The organism is Paenibacillus xylanexedens (assembly GCF_017874615.1).
Taxonomy (GTDB): domain Bacteria; phylum Bacillota; class Bacilli; order Paenibacillales; family Paenibacillaceae; genus Paenibacillus; species Paenibacillus xylanexedens.
Genome location: NZ_JAGIKV010000014.1, coordinates 124,939 through 148,655, shown reverse-complemented (window position 1 = coordinate 148,655; position 23,717 = coordinate 124,939). Strand labels below are relative to the sequence as shown.

Sequence of the window (23,717 nt, the reverse complement as noted above, 5' to 3'; positions counted from 1 at the left end):
GCGAAATCATGCAAGATAACGAGCGGTTATCCTTACAGCACAAGCTGTGGAATTCATTAAACCAGAAGCTGATGCATGTGTTGATTGTTCAGATGGAACAGCTTGGAGATGTTGGAACGATGGCAGGAGCTTCGCACTGCAATTCTTATCCTGGTGTGCTTCCTGCATACCAACGATGGATGGACCACACGCTTCGCATTCTTCAGCGTAACCCGCAACTCGTTGAATTCGAACGAAGCAACATCTGGTCTGATTGGGAAGAGCACAAGGAGCGCTGGATTACGCAGCCAGAAATGAGAGCAAGGGTGGAACTCGCTGACGTGATGATCCGGGCGCTGCCCGACATTGTTACAGGCAAACAGTCCGCAACAGAGATCATGTTTCCGGGTGGCTCCATGTCAAGAGTGGAGGGAATATACAAGCAAAATTCAATTGCAGATTATTTCAATGCACTGCTTGCAGCTGAGGCCGCACAGGTGATCCGGGCGTTCTCCGAGCATGGCAATCGCAAGATCCGCATTCTTGAAATCGGCGCCGGAACTGGAGGAACAAGCTCCATGCTGTTTCAAAAGTTCGAGCCCTACCGTGAACTTATTCAGGAATACTGTTACACGGACGTCTCCAAATCTTTTCTTCAGCATGCAAGGAAACAATATGGGCCGTATTATCCCTACCTTACGTACAGCCTGCTCAATATTGAAGAACCTTTGCATTCTCAGGGAGTTGAAGCGGGACGATATGACCTGGTCGTGGCTACCAATGTACTGCACGCCACACGTCAGATCCGCCATACTTTGCGCAATGCCAAAGCGTTGTTGACCTTGAATGGTAAACTGCTAATCAACGAAATTATTGAGGATTCCTTGTTTAACCATGTCACGTTTGGCTTACTGGCTGGATGGTGGCTGTTCGAAGACGAACAGGTGCGTATTCCCGGCACTCCGCTACTGCATCCGGATCAGTGGAAAGCGGCACTCGAACTGGAGGGTTACTTTGACATAGAATTTCCCGCATCCAACGCCGAAGGACTGGGCCAGCAAATTATAAGCGCAGCGAGTGACGGAATAGTCCGGCAGAAACACACCTTTTCATCAGCGAATCAGATGCTGCCCGCGGCTGGAAAGGAAGAGCCTCCAAAGCCACAAGAGACTATTACAGTTCAAGAACTAGAACCAGCCTTAAACGCGTTAAGCCTGAAAGCCCCTGCTGTAGATGACAGGGAATTAAAACAAGCATGCAGGATGTATTTACAAAAGATGATCGGTGCCATTCTGGATGTAGAACCAGAGCAGATCGATCCCGCAGAAGCTCTAGAAATGTATGGGCTGGATTCCATTCTCATCATTCAGTTAACCGAACAGCTAAATAAGGAAATGGGGGAGCATGTGAGCAGCGTGCTCTTTTTTGAATATACAACCCTTGACGCACTGGTCAATCATTTTGTGGAAAAGCGCAAGTTTGAACTGATCTCGATGCTTGGGTTAACGGAGATGCAAGAGGAATCGATAACAGAGCCTGAACTGGAAATTGGTGCATTTTCGGCAGAAGCTGCAACTCACCTAACTGAAAGTTACAAGCAGCAACGACCATCCGAGGCAACAGATGAAGTAGCCATCATCGGACTTGCCGGGCGTTACGCTCAGGCTGATGATATGGCAGAATTTTGGAATAATTTGATGCAGGGCAAAAATTGCATTACTGAAATACCTTCACAACGTTGGGATTGGAGAACCCACTATCATTCGGAGAAAGGACAAAAAGGAACGTCTTACAGCAGGTGGGGAGGATTTATTCGTGGTATCTATCACTTTGACCCGTTGTTCTTCCACATTTCTCCTAAAGAGGCTGAACAAATGGATCCTCAGGAGCGGCAGTTCCTGCAAACGGTCTATGTTGCCATCGAAGATGCGGGTTATACGCCTCAGGCTCTTGCCGATGCGGGTACAGTCGGTGTATACGCAGGTGTAATGAATGGCAACTATCCTACGGGAGCTTCCTTTTGGTCCATAGCCAATCGGGTATCCTACACGTTTAATTTCACGGGGCCAAGTCTGGCCGTGGATACGGCATGTTCTTCCTCCTTGACGGCCATTCACCTGGCAATGGAAAGTCTGCGCAACGGCACCTGTGACCTAGCCATCGCAGGCGGTGTGAATCTGATCGTTGACCCGGTTCATTATGTCAGGTTATCCGAAAAAACCATGCTGACTCCAGACAACGAGTGCAGTCCTTTTGGAGAGGGAGCCAACGGTTTTGTGGACGGGGAGGGTGTTGGTGCACTACTGCTCAAACCGCTTCATCTGGCGGAGGCCGACGGGGATGTTATTTACGGCATCGTTAAAGGAAGCATGATTAATGTAGCGGGTAGAACAAAAGGGTACACCGTGCCCAATCCCGGCCAGCAGGCAAAGGTGATCAGCGAAGCCATCTCACGCTCTGGCGTAGATGCCCGGACTATCAGTTATATTGAGGCACATGGCACCGGTACATCACTGGGTGATCCGATTGAAATCGAAGGCTTGCGCAGGGCATTTGAGAAACATACAGCGGATAGACAATTTTGTGCAATCGGCTCGGTGAAGTCGAACATCGGCCATGCCGAGAGTGCGGCTGGCATCGCCGGGGTCAGCAAAATATTGCTGCAAATGCGTCACGGTTGCCTGGTGCCTTCACTGCATGCAGAGAGCAGCAACCCGAATATCCGGTTCAGTCAAACCCCATTTCACGTTCAGCAGCACATGACTCCATGGATTCGTCCCGTACTGGATACACCTGAAGGCATGCGCGAATATCCACGGATTGCGGGTATCTCCTCATTCGGGGCAGGCGGTGCCAATGCTCATGTCATCCTTGAGGAATACAGGACGGATAACAAGATGGACCAGAAATCGATGATGGCGGGGGATTCCAATGCACCGGTAATGATCGTTCTATCGGCAAAAACCAAAGATCGCCTCAGCATAAAGGTGAGACAGCTTGCGCAAGCCGTTCAGGATAACGCTTATACGGACTTACATCTCGCCCGGATCGCCTACACACTGCAAACCGGAAGAGAAGAGATGGAATGCAGATGTGCTTTCACGGCTTATACCATCAAGGAGATGGTAAGCAAATTGCAGGCGTATCTCACCGGGGAAACGGCACATGAACAGATATTCACCGGAGAGATCGATATTGAACGGAATGACAATCGACTTGTAGACGATGACGATATGCAGGAACTGGCAGCAAGCTGGATGCGCAAACGAAAAACAGTTCGGCTTCTGGAGCAATGGGTTCGCGGAATGAAGTTGGATTGGCAGCAATGGTATGGAACGGCTAAACCACAGCGAATTAGCCTGCCGGGATATCCTTTTGCGGAAGAGCATCACATGATACCTTCTTTATCCTCCTCCTCATCAGGGAATGAAGGCTTTGAAAACACAAACGTCGTAGCGCGAAGCCAGACAGAATGGCTGCATCCGCTGCTGCATAAAAACACCAGTTATTTGGGCAGTCAGCGGTTTAGCTCACGTTTTACCGGAAACGAATCATTTCTGCGTGATCATCAAGTAAGAGGGGTGAGCATATTACCCGGAGCGGCTCATCTGGAGATGGCTGCAGCAGCTCTACGTCATTCCCTGCCGCCCGAAGAACATAACAGAGAGCACAACGGAAACGATCATATTCGTCTGCATGATCTGGTATGGTTGCATCCCGCATCTGTAGAGGATCAGCCGTTGTCTGTACATCTTGAATTGCAGGCCGAGCGACACCAACAGGGGTACCGGTTTGAAATTACAAGCAATACGAAGGCCGAGGCTCCATCCGTATTATGCAGTCAAGGATTCGTTTCCCTAATCCGCTCCACAGGGGACACGCCTGTATTCCAACCTGCTGATTGGCATAAGCGTCATGGCAACAAGATCGTTCCACCTGAGAGAGGTTATCAAATTTTTTCTCGAATAGGTCTGCTTTATGGAAGCACTCATCGCTGCATCTCACATTTGTATACGGGTCAGCACAGCGTTATGGCACGACTAGCCATGCCATTGTCGGGTACAGAAAGTCTGGAGGAATACGGACTCCACCCATCCATGCTAGATTCGGCTTTTCAGGCCTGTCTGGCACTTGCTATGGATTTGAGCCAGTTGAGCCAGGAAGAAGCTCTTTCGCCTGAGCCCTGGCTGCCTTATGCACTGCAACAAGCAGAGATTTACAGACCATGTTCTTCTGTGATGTGGGTAGAAGTCCGTTATACCGCGGGCAGTAGGCCTGGGCATTCCATGCCTCGTTATGATCTCGCGCTCTATAGTGATGATGGATTGCTTTGCGCGAAGTTTGAAGGTTTGGCGTTACGGAAGTGGGCTGCCACGCCCCAATCCCAGCAGGATTGGTCCTCAGAGGAAGCTGGCTTGACTAAGCAGCTCGGGGATCATCTAAATAATCTGCATGCACTGGAGCCCTGGACACAAGATCTGACGATGTCGGCGGCAGCGGCAACAGCTGAAAATAATGCTAAACTGGCCGTTCTTACAACGGTGTGGGCTCCATTAGAGCAGCAATCAGCAAATGAAGGCGTTCCCAGTACTGAGGTGTTTTCGGCGGAAAAACTTCTGATTCTCTGCCAAAATGCCGACATGAACATTCGATGCCCGAGAGGGGATGCTTTTCGCCAGATTACCTTTCCGAGACAGGCTTCTGTGGCACAGATGGTGGATATGCTTGCTGCCGAGGGAGACTGCGATCATATGATCTGGTATTGTCGCCCCGGTATGTCCGAGAATCGCATGACAGAAACAAACAGGGAAGAGCAAGAAAGCTTCGTACCCGAACTTACTCGTTTCTTCAGATTTGTCAAAAGCCTTCTGCACCTGGGATACGGCTCCAGAAGTCTTCACCTGACGGTCGTTACAACGAATGCGCAGGCGCTCTCCTTCGACGATACCGTCGACCCGGACCAGGCAGCTATTCATGGGTTGACGGGTTCACTTGCTAAGGAATATGCCCATTGGGCCATTCGCGTCATCGATCTGAATGGCGGCGAAATTCTCCCAATGGATGCTATTGCAGACTTGACCCCGGACCCCCACGGAAATGCATATGTGTGGAGGGATCAGGAATGGTATCGCCAGGAATTAGTGCCTGTAGAATACGATTCCGTTCCACTAGCCGCTTATCGGCAGGGAGGGGTCTATTTGGTTATTGGCGGAGCCGGAGGAATTGGCGAAGTCTGGACACGTTATATGATTGCGACTTACAACGCCCAAGTGATCTGGCTAGGAAGAAGCCTGATGAGTCCCGAGATTCGCCATAAAATCGAACAGTTGGGTCAGTTAGGGCCGGAGCCTCTTTATATCCAGGCAGACGCTTCGCTTCCCGGTCGTCTGGAACAGGCTTATGAGTCTGTCATTAAGCGGTTTGGACAGGTCAATGGAATAATCCACTCTGCACTAGTGTTGTCAGACAGAAGTCTGGCGCGTATGGATGAGGAGATTTTCAACAACGTGCTGTCTGCCAAAGTTCAAATTAGTGAACAAGTGAATGCATTAATGAGTCGACTTCGGAAGCAACCCGATTTTGTCTTGTTTTTCTCTTCGCTGAACTCCTTTATGAAATTGCCAGGTCAGGGCAACTATGTGGCTGCCTGCTGTTATGCCGATGCCCTGGCTTCGCAGATGAACAGGAAATGGCCTGGACGGATCAAAGTGGTCAACTGGGGATATTGGGGCAGCGTTGGTTCGGTCGTATCTGAGCAGGTAAGGCAAAGCATGCAGCAGAAAGGCATTGGTTCTATCGAAGCTGAGGAAGCCCATCCCATTCTGGAATGGCTGATGTCAGGTTCCTTGCAACAAGCCGTCATACTCAAGATGACCCGCAAACCCGAAATGCTTGTACTAAATGAGAATCAAATGTTAACGGTATATCGTTAGACCAAGTGCACATTGACCGATATGCAAAGGGAGTGTAGTAGATGATCATTACAGAACATATGGATTCGGTTCAGGAGCAGATGAGCAGCATCGAACGGCTTCTTATTCGGTTATTATGGGGGCAGCTGCACGATACGGGATGTATGGACGAACATTTTGTGTTTGAAAAAACGGTCCGTCCATTCTATCAGAAATGGCTGATCGAAAGTCGCCTGATGCTTGCAGAATATGCCCAGGAGTTGCCTGGTCCGGTTGAAAGCCTCCAATCAGAAGAGATTGCGGCCTGGGCCCGGTTATCCTGGGAGGAATGGGAGAGCAGACTTCCTGACTGGATCTCACATCCCGATGTGCGCGCTTATGCGAGATTGGCCGATTCGATGATTCGTGCTCTTCCGGACATTCTCAAAGGACATAGGGCTGCTACCGAGGTGATGTTTCCCGACTCGTCGATGCATATGGTTGAAGGTATTTATAAACATCATGCCATTGCCGATTATTTCAACGGAACTCTTGCGGAACAGGCGCTGAGCGTAATCAATGAATTGACGTCCGAGATCACAGGACACAGGAAAGTAAACATTCTGGAAATCGGTGCCGGTACGGGAGGCACAAGCGAAGTCGTTTTTGAAAAGTTAAAACCCGTCGCACACAAAATACAGGAATACTGTTATTCCGATATATCCCGTGCCTTTCTCATGCATGCTGAGCAGCAGTATGGCCCCTCGGTACCCTATTTGACATACAGAATTGCCGATTTGAAAATTCCTTTTGCCGAGCAAGGCATTGAACCGGGTAGGTACGATCTCATTATTGCGAGCAATGTACTGCATACCACCCCGGATATCCGAGACACACTTCGCATGATCAAGGCATCACTCAAAAAGGATGGACAATTGCTGTTAAACGAGATTACGCGCAAAACCGTAATAAATCACCTGACCTTTGGACTGCTGGAGGGTTGGTGGCAATACACGGATGAAAATGTCCGCATCCCGGGGTGTCCGGCCTTGTCGGCCGCAAACTGGAAAAAAATGCTTCAGCGGGAAGGCTATCATTCCGTTCATTACCCGTCAGCACAGGCAGACCGCTATGGACAGCACATCATTGCCGCCAAAAGTGACGGTATCGTCATTCGTGCTAACTGTTCTGCACCTGTTGTTAAAAACGTCTTTCAACCCAGTCGTCCTGCCGATATCGTACACCAGAGCGGGTCGTTCTATGAACAGCAGCACCCCGCTCCGGATCATGGGATCATCACCACGGAGATGACTGAACAGTTTGTGAAAAAGGCGATCCGTGAAAGCATCGCGGAGGACCTCAAGATGGAGCAGTCCAGAATCCAGAACAATCGCAGCTTCTCGGACTATGGCGTCGATTCCATTATTGCCGTCCATCTGGTCAACGTGCTTAATCAGAAGTGCAAACTGACCTTACAAACGACCGTGCTGTTCGACTATAACAATGTGGATCGTCTGGCAGAACACATTTTGCAGGAATACGGAAAAACGATCGAATCGCTGCTCTTACAGAGTCAGTCTTGGGAGCCAGAACCGGCAACTGCAATGGCATCAGATACAGCAACAACCATTTTCCCGGGCACATCGCTGCCTTCCGAATCTGTCAATTATACATCGGCTCCCTTTGTGGACAGTAGCAACGCGAAAGCACCTAATACCCGAATCAATGACAAGACCTCGGGTTCTTATTTTTATCGGACACATATTGGCAGTCCCTCGGAGATCAACGATCTTCAGCTTCATCAGACCCTTGTGCAGGAGTTGCTGCCTGACGAAGTGCGTATTTCGGTCAGAGCGTTTTCCCTGAATTTTGGGGATTTGCTCTGTATTCGGGGCCTGTATCCGACCATGCCGCCGTATCCTTTTACACCAGGCTTTGAGGCAGCTGGTATTGTAGTCGAAACAGGTTCCTCCGTTACAACGGTAAAAACCGGCGATGAAGTAGTGTTCTATGCAGATGCCTCTCTCGGAGCGCATGCCACCGCCATTACGTGTAAAGCAGAGCAAGTGTTTGCCAAACCTGATCGGCTTACTCATGAGGAAGCTTGCTCGCTGCCCGTCGTAGCCATGACTGTCATTGCCGCCTTCCGCAAAGCCAATATTCAACCCGGCGAACGGGTTTTAATCCAAACGGCAACCGGAGGTGTCGGACTTGTAGCCATTCAGCTTGCCCGCCATTTTGGTGCAGAAATTTTCGCTACGGCCAGCATGCAGCACAAGCTTGATTATTTGCGCGAAATGGGCGCCAGCTATGTAATCAACTATGCCACTACGGATTTTGAACAGGAAGTACAACGGCTCACGAACGGAGAAGGGGTACACGTCATTCTAAATACCCTGCCTGGTGAGGCACTACAAAAAGGATTAAACTGTCTTGCGCGGAACGGAAGATACATCGAGATCGCAATGACAGCTCTCAAAAGCGCCCATGCGGTCAACCTGTCGGGACTCAATCACAACCAGAGCTTCTACAGTCTGGATCTGCGCAAGCTGGGCATGGAACAGCCTGAAATGCTTGCGGAATACAGGCAAGAGATGATGCATTGGGTAGAAGAAGGGGTCATCCGCCCCCTGATCGGTCAGACATTCCCGATGGACAGATTGCAGGAAGCCTACCGCTGCATGGATCAACGAAAAAATATCGGAAAAATTGTAATTACCGTGCCGGAATATATGCACTATCTGCCTGCCGCTGCTGCTCTTCAAGCTGATTCTGCCGGTGTCACCACCCAAGTCCGAACTGAAAGTGACGGATTGGGAAACAAAAGCGAAGAACTGGCAACGTATGAGCCGGTGGCGATCATTGGCATGAGCGGCCGATTTGCGGGTTCACGCGACGTAGCGGAATTGTGGGCGCATCTCGAAAAGGGAGATGACCTGATCCAACGCGAGCAGCGCTGGAATCTTGCTAAGCATTATGGAGCGGATGTTTCCTTTTGCGACCAGGGCAGCTTTTTGGATAATATTCATGCCTTTGATCCGCTCTTTTTTAACATTTCCGGGCAAGAGGCGGCCTACATGGACCCTCAGCAACGGATTTTTCTGGAGGAAGCCTGGAGAACGTTCGAGGATGCCGGTTATGCCGGCGACTCAATGCGGGGCCGTAAATGCGGCGTATACGTTGGCTGTACGGAAATGGATTATGGACAGCTGATGGGTGAACAGCCTCCGGCTCAGTCGTTCTGGGGGAAAGCTGGGTCCATCATTCCGGCCAGGATTGCCTATTATCTCGATTTGAAAGGTCCTGCCATTGCGGTAGATACCGCCTGCTCCAGCTCGTTGGTGGCAATTCATCTGGCGTGTCAGTCGCTGTGGGCGAGGGAAACGGAAATGGCACTTGCGGGCGGAGTGTTTATTCAATCGACTCCCCAGTTCTATATGGATGCCAACCGTGCCGGCATGCTCTCAACCACTGGGCGATGTTATACGTTTGATGAACGGGCAGACGGTTTTGTGCCAGGAGAAGGAGCTGGAGCGGTTCTGCTGAAACGACTCAGTGATGCCGTACGTGATGAAGATCACATACATGGCGTAATTCGCGGAACAGGCATCAATCAGGATGGTACAACCAACGGAATTACCGCACCAAGTGCCAAATCACAGACCGCTTTGGAGAAACAGGTCTATGATCGCTTCGGTATTGATCCGGCCAGCATTCAGCTGGTAGAGGCGCATGGAACCGGAACCCGGCTCGGGGACCCGATCGAGTTCCAAGCGCTTACTAACGCATTTTCGTCATATACGGATCAGAAGCAATACTGTGCGCTGGGCTCCATCAAAACCAATATCGGGCATCTGGCAACCGCGGCGGGCATTGCCGGATTGATCAAGGTTTTGCTTTCCTTGCGTCACAAACGCATTCCAGCTTCACTGCATATGGAAAAGGCCAATCCCAACATTGCGTTCGGCGACAGCCCTTTTTATGTCAATACGGAGACCAAACCATGGGACACGGAAAAAGGCCAGAGGAGAAGGGCCGCGATCAGTTCATTTGGATTCAGCGGAACCAATGCCCATATGGTCATTGAAGAGGCACCCCCGCGTCCGGCTGCCAGCTCCGACCTGCGGCCCGGATATCTGATTGCACTGTCAGCGCGTACTGCGGACCAACTACGTCAGCAAGCTGAGCAGCTTGTGTCCTATGCAAAAGAAAACTCTGCGGTGGAAAGTCTGCACATGAGTTATACCTTACTTACAGGCAGACCTCATTTGGCCCATCGGATGATCTGCATTGCCCGCAACGGGGAACAGCTAGCTGATCAGTTGAGTGGGTGGCTTGCAAAAGGGGAGAGCAATTCAGTAACCAGCGGGTTCGTTAATCGAAACGAACAACGCGGCAACGCCTCGTTGAAACGATACGCCGCCGAATGTATAAGGCAGTGCCGGGAAACGGAGGATTCCTCTGTTTATCTGGAGCATTTGTCAGCCCTCTGCGAAATGTATGTACAGGGCTACGATCTTTCTTTCGACAAGCTGTTTCCAATCTCTGCACAGCGTATCCCGCTCCCGACTTACCCCTTTGCAGGGGACGACTACTGGGTGCCGGCACGTGAAGATACTCAGCGGGTTAAAAAGCCGTTGAGTGCCGAACATGCTTTTGGAACAGTGCTGCATCCAATGGTTCACAAAAACACATCCAGCGTAAAGCAATTGCAATATTCGTCCACTTTCAGCGGTCAGGAATTCTTTTTCAAGGATCACTTGGTGAACGGAATGAAGGTGCTTCCGGGTGTAGCTCATTTGGAGTGGGTATGCTTTGCAGCAGATACGGCATGGGGTGATTTCTCGGATTCGAGGATGATTCGCTTGAGGAACGTGATCTGGTCTGCTCCGTTAATTCTGAATGAAACATCAGCGTCCTTTGCCATCCGTTTTCGTCCTGTCGAGCAGACAGAGGGAGACGAAACGATGCACTTTGAAATTGTTCAGGAGCAGGGAAAGGAAAGCGATCAACATAAACAGGTATACAGTCAAGGCCAAGTTATGCTCGGCAAACTTCCTGTCCAAATGGAGCGGGATATTCAAACCGAACTTGCGGCTTGCACACCCAGCCCGGTTCATGCCGAAGCATTCTACGCTTCCTCCGCTCAAACGGGCATTGTCCTTGGGTCGGGCTTACGCGGGATACAGTCCGTACATGTTGGGCAGGATCGTGTCATAGCACACTTGTCACTCCCGCAATCCCAGACCTTATCGGGTGAAGAATATATTCTTCATCCCAGCTTGATGGACTCAGCACTTCAGGTCACCATAGGATATTTGCTCGGCATTGTGACGGATCAGGCTGCCTCCGGCAGGCCTGCGCTGCCGTTTGCGCTGGAGCAGTTGGATATTCTGGGTCCCTGCACAACAGAGATGTGGGCGGTTGCCACGTACAGTTCAGGAAACAGCCGGGACAGCAAAATTCACAAGCTGGATGTAGATCTGTGCGACATGGACGGAGTGGTACGTATTCGCATGACCGGATTTACGCCGCGTATTCTGGAGAAAGATTTCGATTCACAGAAGGAAGAAAACGTGAGGCCGATTCTAATGGCGCCGGAATGGAAGCCGCTTGAGATCTCTTCCGACCAATCAGCCGCTAAGTACAACAGTCATCTGATCTTGATTTCGGATCACTTTACAGGGCAACTATCTTCATTGCGTGAATCGTTTCCTCACGCCCGCTGCGTACGACTGGCAACGGATACCTTTGCTTCCGCAGAGCGATTTGAGCAAGACAATGCATTGCTGCACCCGCTTGCAAGCTTTTTTACTGAATCAGCTGCACACCTGCTCGAAGAAATCAGGCAAATGGTGAACACCGAAACCGGAAGTACACTTATTCAGCTCGTTATTCCTTTCGAGGAAGAGGGGCAGGGCGGTCTGCTCAACGGTCTTGCCGGGATGTTATTGACGGCTTCAAGAGAGCATCGACTGTTGACATGCCAGCTCATTCAGCTGCACTCCTCCATACAAACAGGAGAACTGATTGATACATTGGCTTCAGAGAGCCAGCATTCAGAAAACGTAATTGCCCGCTATCCGGCTTCCGGCATCAGGCAGACAAGAGTCTGGCATGAGCTGTCTGCTCACTCCGCTGGCAATTCATTGTCCTGGAAAGACGGTGGGGTATATCTGATAACCGGAGGCATCGGCGGACTCGGATTAGCCTTGACACGTACACTTGTCAGTCAGATTAGGAATGCCACGATTCTGTTAAACGGCCGCTCGATTCCAAACGCCGAGCAGCAGGCCCAGCTTCAACAGCTTCAATTGAACGGAAATCACGTGCTTTACAGGAAAGCGGACATCACTTCCCGTGAAGCAGTTCAGAGACTGGTACAGGAAATTCAGTCTGATTATGGTGAGCTGAACGGCATTATTCATGCGGCAGGTGTCGTGCAAGATCGTGCCTTACGGCTCAAAGATTCAAAAGAACTGCGCTCCGTCTTGGCTCCCAAAGTGGACGGCACGATATGGATCGATGAATCGACCGCCCACATGGCGCTCGATTTTTTTGTCCTGTTCTCTTCATTGGCTGCTGTGACAGGCAATCCGGGTCAAGCGGATTACGCCTGTGCGAATGCTTTTATGGATGCCTACGCCACATACCGAAATGGGCTGGTTCGGAACGGACAGCGTAACGGGACAACGCTCGCTATCAACTGGCCGCTCTGGAGAGAAGGGCGCATGCAACCAGGGGCAGCAGCGGAACAGAAAATTCGCCGCCAATGGGGAATGCATCCAATGGACACCTCTATCGGAATCAAACTACTGCATATGGCCATGAACAGCGGTTCATCCCAAGTGCTGGCTTTTTACGGTGAACCGGACGTATTCCTGTCAGGTGTAATGCCTGATTCCGCAGGTTCGGTGGATCAGCCATCGATATCGAACGTGTCAACAGCTCCTTCACAATCCATGACGTCTGTTGCCGTCCCAAGCGATGTCCCCGAGTCGCAAAAACGAACATGGCCAACAGGGGATGAGCGAAAACGACTGCTCGTTTCGAGAGTCCAAGACGCTTTAACGGATCATATGTCTGAGTTGTTGCAGGTAAACCGGACCGACATCTTTCCAGATGTGGAATTTGGCGAATATGGATTCGATTCCATTTCGTTTACCGATTTCGCCGGTATTCTTAATGAGTACTATAAGCTTAAACTTACACCTACTGTTTTCTTTGAGCATTCCACCTTAAGGTCTTTAACAGGACATCTTGTCGGAGCCTATCCGAAACAGTGGGATACACTTTTACCTGAGAAGCACATGGACATCAAAGGACTGCATGCCGATGACTCCTCACAGGAGAAGGAAATAGAAGGTGTCTCCTCTAATCTGCTCGGACAAGTGGAACAGGCTGGTTCGTTTTCGATCCGTAACCCATATACATTTCCAAAGGAAACGAAAGATTCCTCTGAGCAGAAAGGACAAATAGGAGGTTCAATAACATCCTCTGAAAGCCATAGAGAATCCAGCCTGCCTGAATCCGATCATCAAAATCATAAGGCGCCGGAACCCATCGCTATTATTGGCATGAGCGGCCGTTTTCCGATGGCGAAGGACATTGATGCCTTATGGAATAACCTGCTTCAGGGACGGGATTGCATCTCGGAAATTCCACCGGATCGGTGGGACTGGAGAGCCTATTACGGAGACCCCGATCAGGCTCACAACAAAACCAATATCAAATGGGGCGGATTTATGGAGGGTGTCGCCGAATTTGATCCTGGTTTCTTTGGCATTTCCCCACGTGAAGCGGAATTGATGGACCCGCAGCAGCGGCTTTTGATGATGTATGCCTGGAAAGCAATTGAAGATGCGGGCTATGCACCGCCGAGCTTGTCCGGTTCAAAAATGGGTATCTTTGTTGGCACTGCGAGCAGCGGGTATCATCGTCTGTTAACACAGGCGGATACCGTAATCGAAGGATATACTTCAACAGGCCATGTGGCTTCCGTAGGTCCTAACCGAATGAGCTTTTTCCTGAATGTACACGGTCCAAGTGAACCTGTGGAGACGGCATGCTCCAGTTCGCTGGTGGCACTTCACAGGGCTGTTCAGGCGATACGAAATGGAGACTGTGATACTGCTATAGTGGGTGGAGTTAATACCATTCTGGACCCGGACTATCATATCAGTTTCAATAAAGCAGGTATGCTGAGTCCAGATGGACGTTGTAAAACGTTCTCCGATGAGGTTAACGGATATGTACGCGGAGAAGGCGTTGGCATGATTTTCTTGAAAGGGTTACGGGCCGCAGAGCAAGCAGGTGATCACATATATGGCCTGATTCGTGCTACGGATGAAAATCACGGTGGACGGGCCGCATCACTCACTGCACCGAATCCGCGAGCACAGGCCGACTTGATTAAATCCGTATATTCAAAGGCTGGTGTACACCCATCTACCATAGGATACATTGAGGCTCACGGAACGGGAACGCCACTTGGTGATCCTATTGAAATTAACGGCTTGAAGATCGCGTTTCAGGAGACTCTTGCAACTGCGGAACCCAATATAACAACCTCAGCATCTTGCGGTCTTGGCTCCATCAAAACCAACATTGGGCATCTGGAGCTTGCCGCGGGCATTGCCGGGGTCATTAAGGTACTGTTGCAAATGAAATACAAAACGCTTGTGAAGACAGTTCATTATGAGAGACCTAACCCTTACATTCAATTGGAAGGAAGTCCTTTTTACATCGTCGATGAAAATAAAGCATGGGAAGCGCTCCATGACTCTGCCGGAAAAACGCTGCCAAGACGTGCAGGAGTGAGTTCCTTCGGATTCGGAGGTGTAAACGCACATGTGTTGCTTGAAGAGTATATTCCGGCTGAATCGGTAGCCAATTCCGATAGGACCCTTCATTCAGCTCACGGGGACTCAATGAATAAATCTACTTCGGTATGCATCGTACTGTCAGCCAAAACCGAAAAAAGACTTCAGGAACAGGCTCGGCAATTGCTGGCGGCGTTGCAATCGGGACGATATGAGGATCGTCATCTGTCTCAGCTCGCGTACACACTTCAGACAGGGCGTGCGGCGATGGAAGAGCGACTGGCTTTGGTGGCAACTTCCATTGCTGAAATAGAAGACCGGCTGGACGCTTATATTCATGATCCGGAGAAAACCGAAAACATGTATCGAGGCAAAATAAAGTCCCACAGAGCCTCGATCGGTGCACTGGCAGAGGATGCAGATATGCAGGAAACGGTAAAAAGCTGGGTCCGCAAAGGCAAGTATGGACAGCTGCTGGATCTTTGGGTGAAGGGTCTTGAGGTTCCGTGGTCTGAAGGTTACACGGGAAGGACGCCCCAGCGAATCAGCCTGCCCACTTATCCGTTTGCCACAGAACGTTATTGGGTGCCTGAACAGAGAGAGCGTAAATCGGGACAACCTGTACTAACATCTTATCTTCACCCGCTTCTCCAGCGAAACACATCGGATCTGCAAGGGATTTGTTTCAGTTCAGAGTGGAGCGGACAGGAATTTTTCTTAAACGATCATGTCATTCACAATCGTAAAATCATGCCAGGAGCCGCCTGCCTCGAAATGGCCAGGGCAGCTGTGGAACAGGTTATTCCGACAGATTCATCCCGACAGGACAGGGTTATTGTTTTTCGCGACATCTACTGGACTGTGCTGCTGGGGATTGAACTGCATTCAGTCACACCGGGCAGGCTTCAGGCGGAATTGAGATTAACTCCGCTGGATACGGGGGAGATCCGTTATGAAATAACCAGCGGGGAAAACAATTCGAGATCCGTGAGATCAGAACCATCCAAACGAAATGTACATCATATAGGAACGATTTCGACGTCCACTCGTCAAGCAGCTTCCTATCCAACGATCGATCTGGAATCCTTGCTGTTGCAATGCGGAAAACAAACGATGACGGCTGCTGAATGTTACCGTTTCTTTGAGCAGTCCGGCCTGTATTATGGACCGGGTCATCAGGGGATTCAGCGTCTTCATATCGGAGAGGGGCAAGTCATCGCACAATTGAAACTGCCGCCATCTCTTGCATCCACGGCTGAGGAGTATGGTCTTCATCCAGCTCTGGTGGATTCAGCTATACAGGCATGCATCGGATTGCCGCAATTCAAGGAAGGCGGAGTTACCCCTTTTTCCTTGGATCAGGCTGTAATCTATCGAGCCTGCCCGGATTCCGTCTGGGCATGGGTGCGTCTTTTGCCGGAACAGGATGCTTCTGGAACGGCTAGCAAAGTGCAGATCGATCTGTGCGACGACCAGGGAAAAATAGTCCTGCAATTCATAGGGCTGACGATTTTGCACAGACCGTACCCTGGGGAACCATCCGGCGTTATTCAAGAAGACTCCAATACATTTGCAAAGCCACTGCCGGATGAAAAAATAGCTTATGCCACCCCGGAGAAGCAGACACTGACACCAATTCCGCTCTCAGGAGCGATGACTTATGCGCCAAGTTGGAGAGAAGTATCAACCAGTCCCGATATAACCCAACCTAGGGCCATGTCTTTCGGCGGTTCGGGGATTATCGTAGGCGGGACGTCGAGGCAGCAGGACGTTATTCAGCAATGGCATCCCGACCTGCGACCTGTTGCGGTTGAAGGGGATGCACCAGAAACAAAACTAGAACTTGAGTTAAAGCGCCATGGCGTAATCAGCCGTCTGATCTGGATTGTGCCGCCCTCAAGCATCGTTCAAGGGCCGGAGCATGCTGTGGAAGTGATCAATGAGCAGAACCAGGGATTGTTTCAGACATTTCTCCTCATTAAAGTCTTGATAAATCTGGGCTACGACGCACGCAGACTCGATCTGACCATCATAACGGAGAAGGCCTGCAACGTATTGGCTGGAGAAACGATCTATCCTGCGCACGCCGGAATTAGCGGACTGGCAGGTTCCCTCGCCAAAGAAATGCCGGATTGGAGGGTCTGCCATCTGGATGTGGATGATGTCCATGACATCGGAGCGCATCCCGAACGCCATTTTCCAGGGATATGGGATGGGAATACGCGCGCCTGGCGGAATGGAAAAGGGTATGAAAGTGTACTGGTGAACGTCTGCTCTACAGGTGACACGCATGAAGCATTCAGAAAAAATGGCGTCTACGTCGTTATTGGCGGTGCGGGCGGCATTGGGGAAGTATGGAGTGAATATATGATTCGGCGCTATCAGGCGCGGCTTATCTGGATTGGCCGAAGAGCGGTCGATGCACGGATCGGAGAGCTGTGCAGACGCCTTGGCGAATTGGGAACCGAACCGTTGTATATTTCTGCGGATGCATCCGACAAACACAGCTTGCAGGAGGCATACCGCCAGATCAGATCATTGGCGCCAGCCATTCACGGGGTTGTCCATGCTGCAGTAGGCCTGATGGATCAAAGTCTGTCTCAGATGACTCCAGATTATTTCCGCAATGTATTGTCATCCAAGCTGGATGCCAGTGTGAACATGATGAACATTTTTGGACAGGAACCTCTGAATTTCATGCTGTTTTTCTCCTCCATGAGCTCGTTCACCACACCAGCTGGACAAGCCGGATATGCCGCCGGATGTGCCTTTATCGATGGCATGAGTGCTGCAGCACAAGCCTGGAAATTCCCTGTAAAAGTGATGAATTGGGGTTACTGGGCTGAGACCGGCATCGCCAGTCAGGTGCCTGCTGCTTTCAAGCAAAGACTGAATCAGTCGGGAATTGGCTCCATACATCCTGAGGATGCCATGCGGGCGCTGGAACTGCTGATGGCAGGAGGCAAGCATCAACTGGCGTTCATTCAGACGGACAAACCAGGGGCAGTGGAAGGCACAGCGTCTGATCGTATGTTTATGGTTGCGCCTGAAGCAAAGCAAGTGGGACGCCATCAGCTCATGAATCGAATTTCTGGGCAACAGCTCAACGTGAAGCCGCTTCAACAAAAGTGGGCCGCCTTTAACGATGAATTCGAGTCCATGCTGGCCGGACTGCTGTCGATTCAGTTGCAGCAGATAATCTCAGCTGATTCGACAAACCGTCCTGTTGCCATCTATGATCGCTGGATGAAGGAAAGCAGAAAGCGGATAGAGCAGTATACCTTGTCGCAACAGTCTCTTACTACTGACTCGATGTGGTCGGCATGGGAGCAGCATATGAATCACTGGCTGCTGGACCCGGATTTTGCGCCTCAAGTTAAGTTAGTCGACCAGATGATACGCAACCTGCCGGAGATTGTCAGAGGAGAGCTGGCTGCCACCCATATCATGTTCCCCGACGGAGCGATGGATATGGTGCAGAACATTTACAAGCATAATTCAGCAGCAGACTATTTCAACGAAATACTGGCCGATACCGCCGCAGCGTACCTCGCCGAGCGACTTGAATCCAATCCACAGGCCAGCTTGCGTATTCTTGAAATCGGTGCCGGGACAGGAGGAACGACCGAAAAGGTGCTTGAGCGGATAAAACCCTTTGCCGCCTCTATTGCGGAGTATGCATACACGGACATCTCGAGAGCATTCCTGCTGCATGGAGAAAAGACTTATGGGGAGAATCACCCTTATCTGAACTGCACCATGCTGGATATCGAAAAACCTCCTGCCGAACAATCCTATGATCTGGGCAGTTATGATCTGGTCATCGCAGCCAACGTTCTTCATGCTACCCGGAACATCAGACGCACCATGGGTCACGTACACTATCTGTTAAAACAAAACGGCCTGCTTCTGCTGAACGAATTGACTCACAGTTCACTGTTTAGCCACCTGACATTTGGTTTGCTGGAAGGCTGGTGGCTGTATGAAGATGATGATATCCGTATCGGGGGCTCCCCTGTTCTTGGCAAGCAGCAGTGGCAGAAGACGCTACAAAAGACTGGGTTTGGACAGGCAATGCTGCCAGCCGAACCAGGTGAGAGTCTGGGGCAGCAGATCATCACCGCCTTCAGCGACGGATATATATCCATGGCCATACCTCCTGCGGAGGCCAGATCCAATCATGAGCCTATTTCTTCTGAAAACTCATCGGTCATGAACATGGACAAAATGCAGACAGAACAACTGTCAGAGTCAGAACTGGATTCCGATCAGATGTGGCAGGCCAGCCTGACATTTTTCAAACGTCTGGTCGGTGAGGTTATTCGGATGTCACCTGAACATATCGATGAGTCCGAACTGATGGAGGCTTACGGCATCGATTCAATCCTGATTGTTCAACTGACGAACCAGTTGCGCAAGCATTTTGACGGCGTGAACACCACGCTGTTTTTTGAGCACAAAACACTTGCATCATTAATTCATTATTTTATGAAACAGCACAGACAGGAGCTATTGGTGGCGGTTTTACCGAATCTGCCTGAAAAAGTGCCAGAACAAACGCACGAATCCCTTATTCAGTCAACTGTTTCGGCAGTGGAAATGACGATGCAGGAGCCTGTTTTAGATCCGGTAAAGCCTGTACCTATCACGGCATCTCTCAACTTGGCTGCCAATGAACCGATTGCCATTATTGGCATCAGTGGCAAATATCCGCAGGCAGATAATCTGGAGCAATTCTGGGACAACCTGATTGCAGGCAAAGACTGCATCACGGAAATTCCGGAAGAACGCTGGTCACTTGAAGGATTCTATGAACCGGATCGCAAGGAAGCCGCGCGCAAAGGCAAAAGCTACAGCAAATGGGGCGGCTTCATTGAAGGATACGCCGATTTTGATCCGCTGTTCTTCCAGCTCTCTCCCAGAGAGGTCATAAACATGGACCCGCAGGAAAGGCTCTTTTTGCAAACTGTATGGGAAGCGCTTGAAGACTCCGGCTATACAAGGGAACAGATGGATCGACAGTACAATGGCAAAGTGGGGGTATTTGCGGGCATTACCAAAAGTGGCTTCAACCTCTACGGCCCGCCACTATGGAATGAAGGCAGTGAATGGTTCCCGCAGACCTCGTTCAGTTCGGTTGCAAACCGGGTTTCCTATTTGCTGAACCTCCATGGTCCCAGCATGCCGGTGGATACAATGTGCTCCTCTTCACTCACGGCTATCCATGAAGCATGTGAAAGCATTCGCCGCGGCGAATGTGAGGCAGCGATTGCAGGCGGGGTAAACCTGTATCTGCATCCTTCAAGCTATGTTGCCTTGTGTGCCCAGCAGATGCTTGCATCTGACGGTAAATGCAAAAGCTTTGCTCAGGAAGCGGACGGTTTTGTACCCGGGGAAGGCGTCGGAGTGGTTATCCTGAAACAACTGTCCAAAGCGGTTGAAGATGGCGATCAGATCCATGCGGTCATCCGCGGAACCCACATTAACCACGGCGGCAAGACAAATGGGTATATGGTTCCCAATCCAGCAGCCCAGGGAGACCTGATTCGGGAGACGATCAACAAGGCAGGCATTGACGCCCGCTGGATCAGCTATATCGAGGCTCATGGAACCGGGACAAGCCTGGGAGATCCGATTGAAATGGCCGGACTTGCCCGAGCGTTCCACCAGGATACAAAGGATAAAGAATACTGTTCCATTGGTTCACTGAAAAGCAACGTTGGACATATGGAATCGGCTGCCGGAATTGGCGGACTTACCAAGATTATTCTTCAGTTGAAACATGGTCAGATTGCACCCAGCCTGCATGCCGAAGAGTTGAACAGGGAAATTGACTTCAAAAACACGCCGTTTATCGTACAGCAGAAGGCGAGTGATTGGTCAAGACCGATGGTTGAGGTGGACGGACAGATGCGGGAAATACCGCGCATTGCTGGTGTATCCTCATTTGGCGCTGGGGGCGCAAATGCTCATGTTATCGTTGAAGAATACATTCCTGCTCCTGCTCACCCTTCTTTTCCGGTGACAGAAAGCTCTTCTGGCATGACAGAACGTAAGTCGGAGCAACCGGTAATGATCGTTTTATCTGCCCGAAATGAAGAAAGGCTGGTTGCTTTGGCGGAGAAACTTCTACTATATATTAGCCGCCGAACATTGGATGATCAGGTGTTAGACAAGCTGGCCTATACACTTCAAACCGGCAGAGAGGCAATGGAGGAACGTTTGGCTTTTACAGCAAGCACGATACGTGAACTAATCGCTAGACTGGTTACCATTCAAACCGGAAAGTTAAAACAAGTCATTCCCGGGATATACAGAGGACGGGTTAATCGAACCTCGTATACTCCTTTAGACACCGAGCAAGAAGCGAACAAACCTGCTTCTGAGGATGTCAGACTGGCCATGATACAAGTTAACGTGAATCGATTGCTCGAATTATGGGTGAATGGCGCGAAACTGGACTGGAAGCAAATGTATGGTGCGATGACACCAGGCAAAATGAGTCTGCCCACCTATCCGTTTGAGCGGGAAAAATATTGGCTTCCTGAAGCCGAAGGAATGCCGCTGTCTGTCGCTAATACCACCGAGGCAGATTCCCGCAATACCATTGTGCTTCATCCGATGCTTCACCATAATACGTCCCTGTTATCGGAGCAGCGCTTCACCTCACGGTTTAGCGGGGATGAATTTTTCCTGTCAGACCATCAGGTCGGAACCTACCGGGTACTTCCGGGAGTGGCCTATTTGGAAATGGCTCGCGAGGCTGTGAAACGCTCTGTAGAACATGCTGATTCCGTGCCTGAAGTGATTGTGCTGGAAAATATCATCTGGGGCAGACCCGTGGTAATTGCAGCTCAGGCTACAGACGTTCATGTGCGTTTGTATACGGAAGAGCAGGGAGACATTCATTATGAAGTATACACCCAAGATGCGTCAGCAGAGTTGCTGCACAGTCAGGGTTTGGCTTTGCTGAAAAATGAATCTCAAGAATTAAGGCTGAATCTGGAAGAAATACGAAATAGATGCATCAAGCCGTGGACAGCGGATGAATGCTATCAGGCATTTGAACAGATGGGACTGCACTATGGCACAGCCATGCGAGGGATCGAGACAGTTTACACGGGAGAAAACGCGGTGCTGGCTAAGCTTGCTCTGCCTGCCCGGGTGAAGGACTCCGTTCGTGACTTTGTCCTGCATCCGTCCATGGCAGATGCTGCTTTGCAGTCCGCCATTGGATTGCTGCTTGCACATTCGATGCCTGATGATTACAGACTGCAAACAAGTGCAAGTCCGTTGCTTCCTTTTGCACTGGAGCGAGTCGTTTTCCACCGTCCTTGCACAGCCCACATGTGGACTTATATTCGTTACAGTAAGGGGCATAAACCATCTTATTCGCTGCAAAAGCTGGACATCGACTTGTGTGATGAAGATGGAAATGTATGTGTGCAATTCGAGGGCTTCACCAGCAAACCATTGAAGGGAGAGATTCATATGGGGAAAACATCATCTCCAACCGAATCACAAACACTGATGTTTGCAAAAGAGTGGAAGGAGCAGGAAGCGGTAGTTGTGCCTGAGGTGGTATACAGTCGTCATATTGTCATGTTATCTGGCCCTTGGACAGAGCAGGAACACATCATGGCTGCCAAACTTCCGAATGTACAGTATGTGTCCCTTGGTCCAGACCCAGCGGATCGGGTTGGTTATTCCGACTTGATGGGTGAGCAATACTTGTTTGCTGTTAAGAAGGCCTATCGTTATGTGCAACAGTTGCTCAAAGCTAGACCGGAAGGTGCTGTACTCATACAACTGCTGGTTTCCAAGCGGGCACAGTACAAATTATTCGGAGGATTATCCGCCTTGCTGAAAACGGCTGAATTGGAAAATCCGAAAATCATCATTCAAATCATTGAAGCAGATGATCTTCAGAGTACCGAACGAGTTGTGCAGATCCTAACGGAAAGCAGTCAAAGCGCTGGCGACACACATATCCGCTATCAGAACGATAAAAGATATACATCATTGTGGAAAGAGGTCGGTTCTTCACATTCATCCTTGGTCGAGCTACCATGGAAAGATCGAGGCGTGTATCTGATTACGGGTGGTCTGGGAGCAATCGGATCTATCATAGCAGAGCATATCGCCGAGCAAGCGGAACATCCCGTGCTTATCCTTACAGGGCGCTCGGAACCGGATGAATCAGATCGCCAGCGGATGGCGTTGCTGGAACAGATGGGGGCAGAGGTCATCTATCGGCGTTCGGATGTCTCGAAGAAGGAAGCTGTAGATGAACTGATGCTGGAAATCAGCCGAAATCAAGGCGGATTGCATGGAATTATTCATAATGCAGGCTTAATTCGCGACAGCTATATGATCCGAAAGGAGCTTGATGACATTCAGGAGGTTCTGGCTCCAAAAGTCGCTGGAACGGTTCATTTAGATGAAGCAAGCCAGTATTTCAAGCTGGACTTTTTTGTATTATTTTCCTCGCTTGCCGGGGTACATGGCAATGTGGGTCAAGCCGATTATGCGGCAGCGAATGCGTTTATGGACAAATATTCCGAATACCGCAATGAACGTGTTCAGCAGGGAGAACGTCACGGGTTTACACTCGCCATTAATTGGCCCTTGTGGGAAGAGGGCGGTATGCATATGAATGATCATGCGAGACAGAACATGGAGCGAATATCAGGAACGGTTCCACTGGAGCGTGCAAATGCGATGCGATCTCTCCAGCAGACACTGCAAGAGAGAAGGTCACCTGTAGTCGTCATTCAAGGGGAGGCTGATCAAATGCGAAGCTTCATGGGTATTTCCGGGACTGCACCGATTATGAATACGGATGAAGCATACAGCCGTTCCGATGACGAGAATTACCTCCACCTTGTAGAGAAAATTCGCAGCGGTGAATGTACCCTTGATCAATTAATGCATCTCAAGTAGTTGTACTTGCTTTGCTTGCTTCTAAGCCGGTTTTTAAGACTTACGCGAAATGCGCTTGATTTTTTCAACAATTCTATCGATT

2 protein-coding genes are annotated in these 23,717 nt (G+C 50.2%); both read left to right on the top strand.

Annotation, left to right across the window (positions count from 1 at the left end):
• Positions 1-8: 8 nt before the first annotated feature.
• Positions 9-5,912: a type I polyketide synthase gene (locus tag J2Z28_RS18930; protein ID WP_211083668.1), complete on the top strand. Its 5,904-nt coding sequence runs from the start codon at positions 9-11 to the stop codon at positions 5,910-5,912.
• A gap of 41 nt (positions 5,913-5,953) precedes the next feature.
• Positions 5,954-23,635 carry an SDR family NAD(P)-dependent oxidoreductase gene (locus J2Z28_RS31295; protein WP_244988395.1) on the top strand — a complete coding sequence of 5,894 codons (17,682 nt, stop codon included), beginning with the start codon at positions 5,954-5,956 and terminating at the stop codon, positions 23,633-23,635.
• The last annotated feature ends 82 nt before the right edge of the window (positions 23,636-23,717 follow it).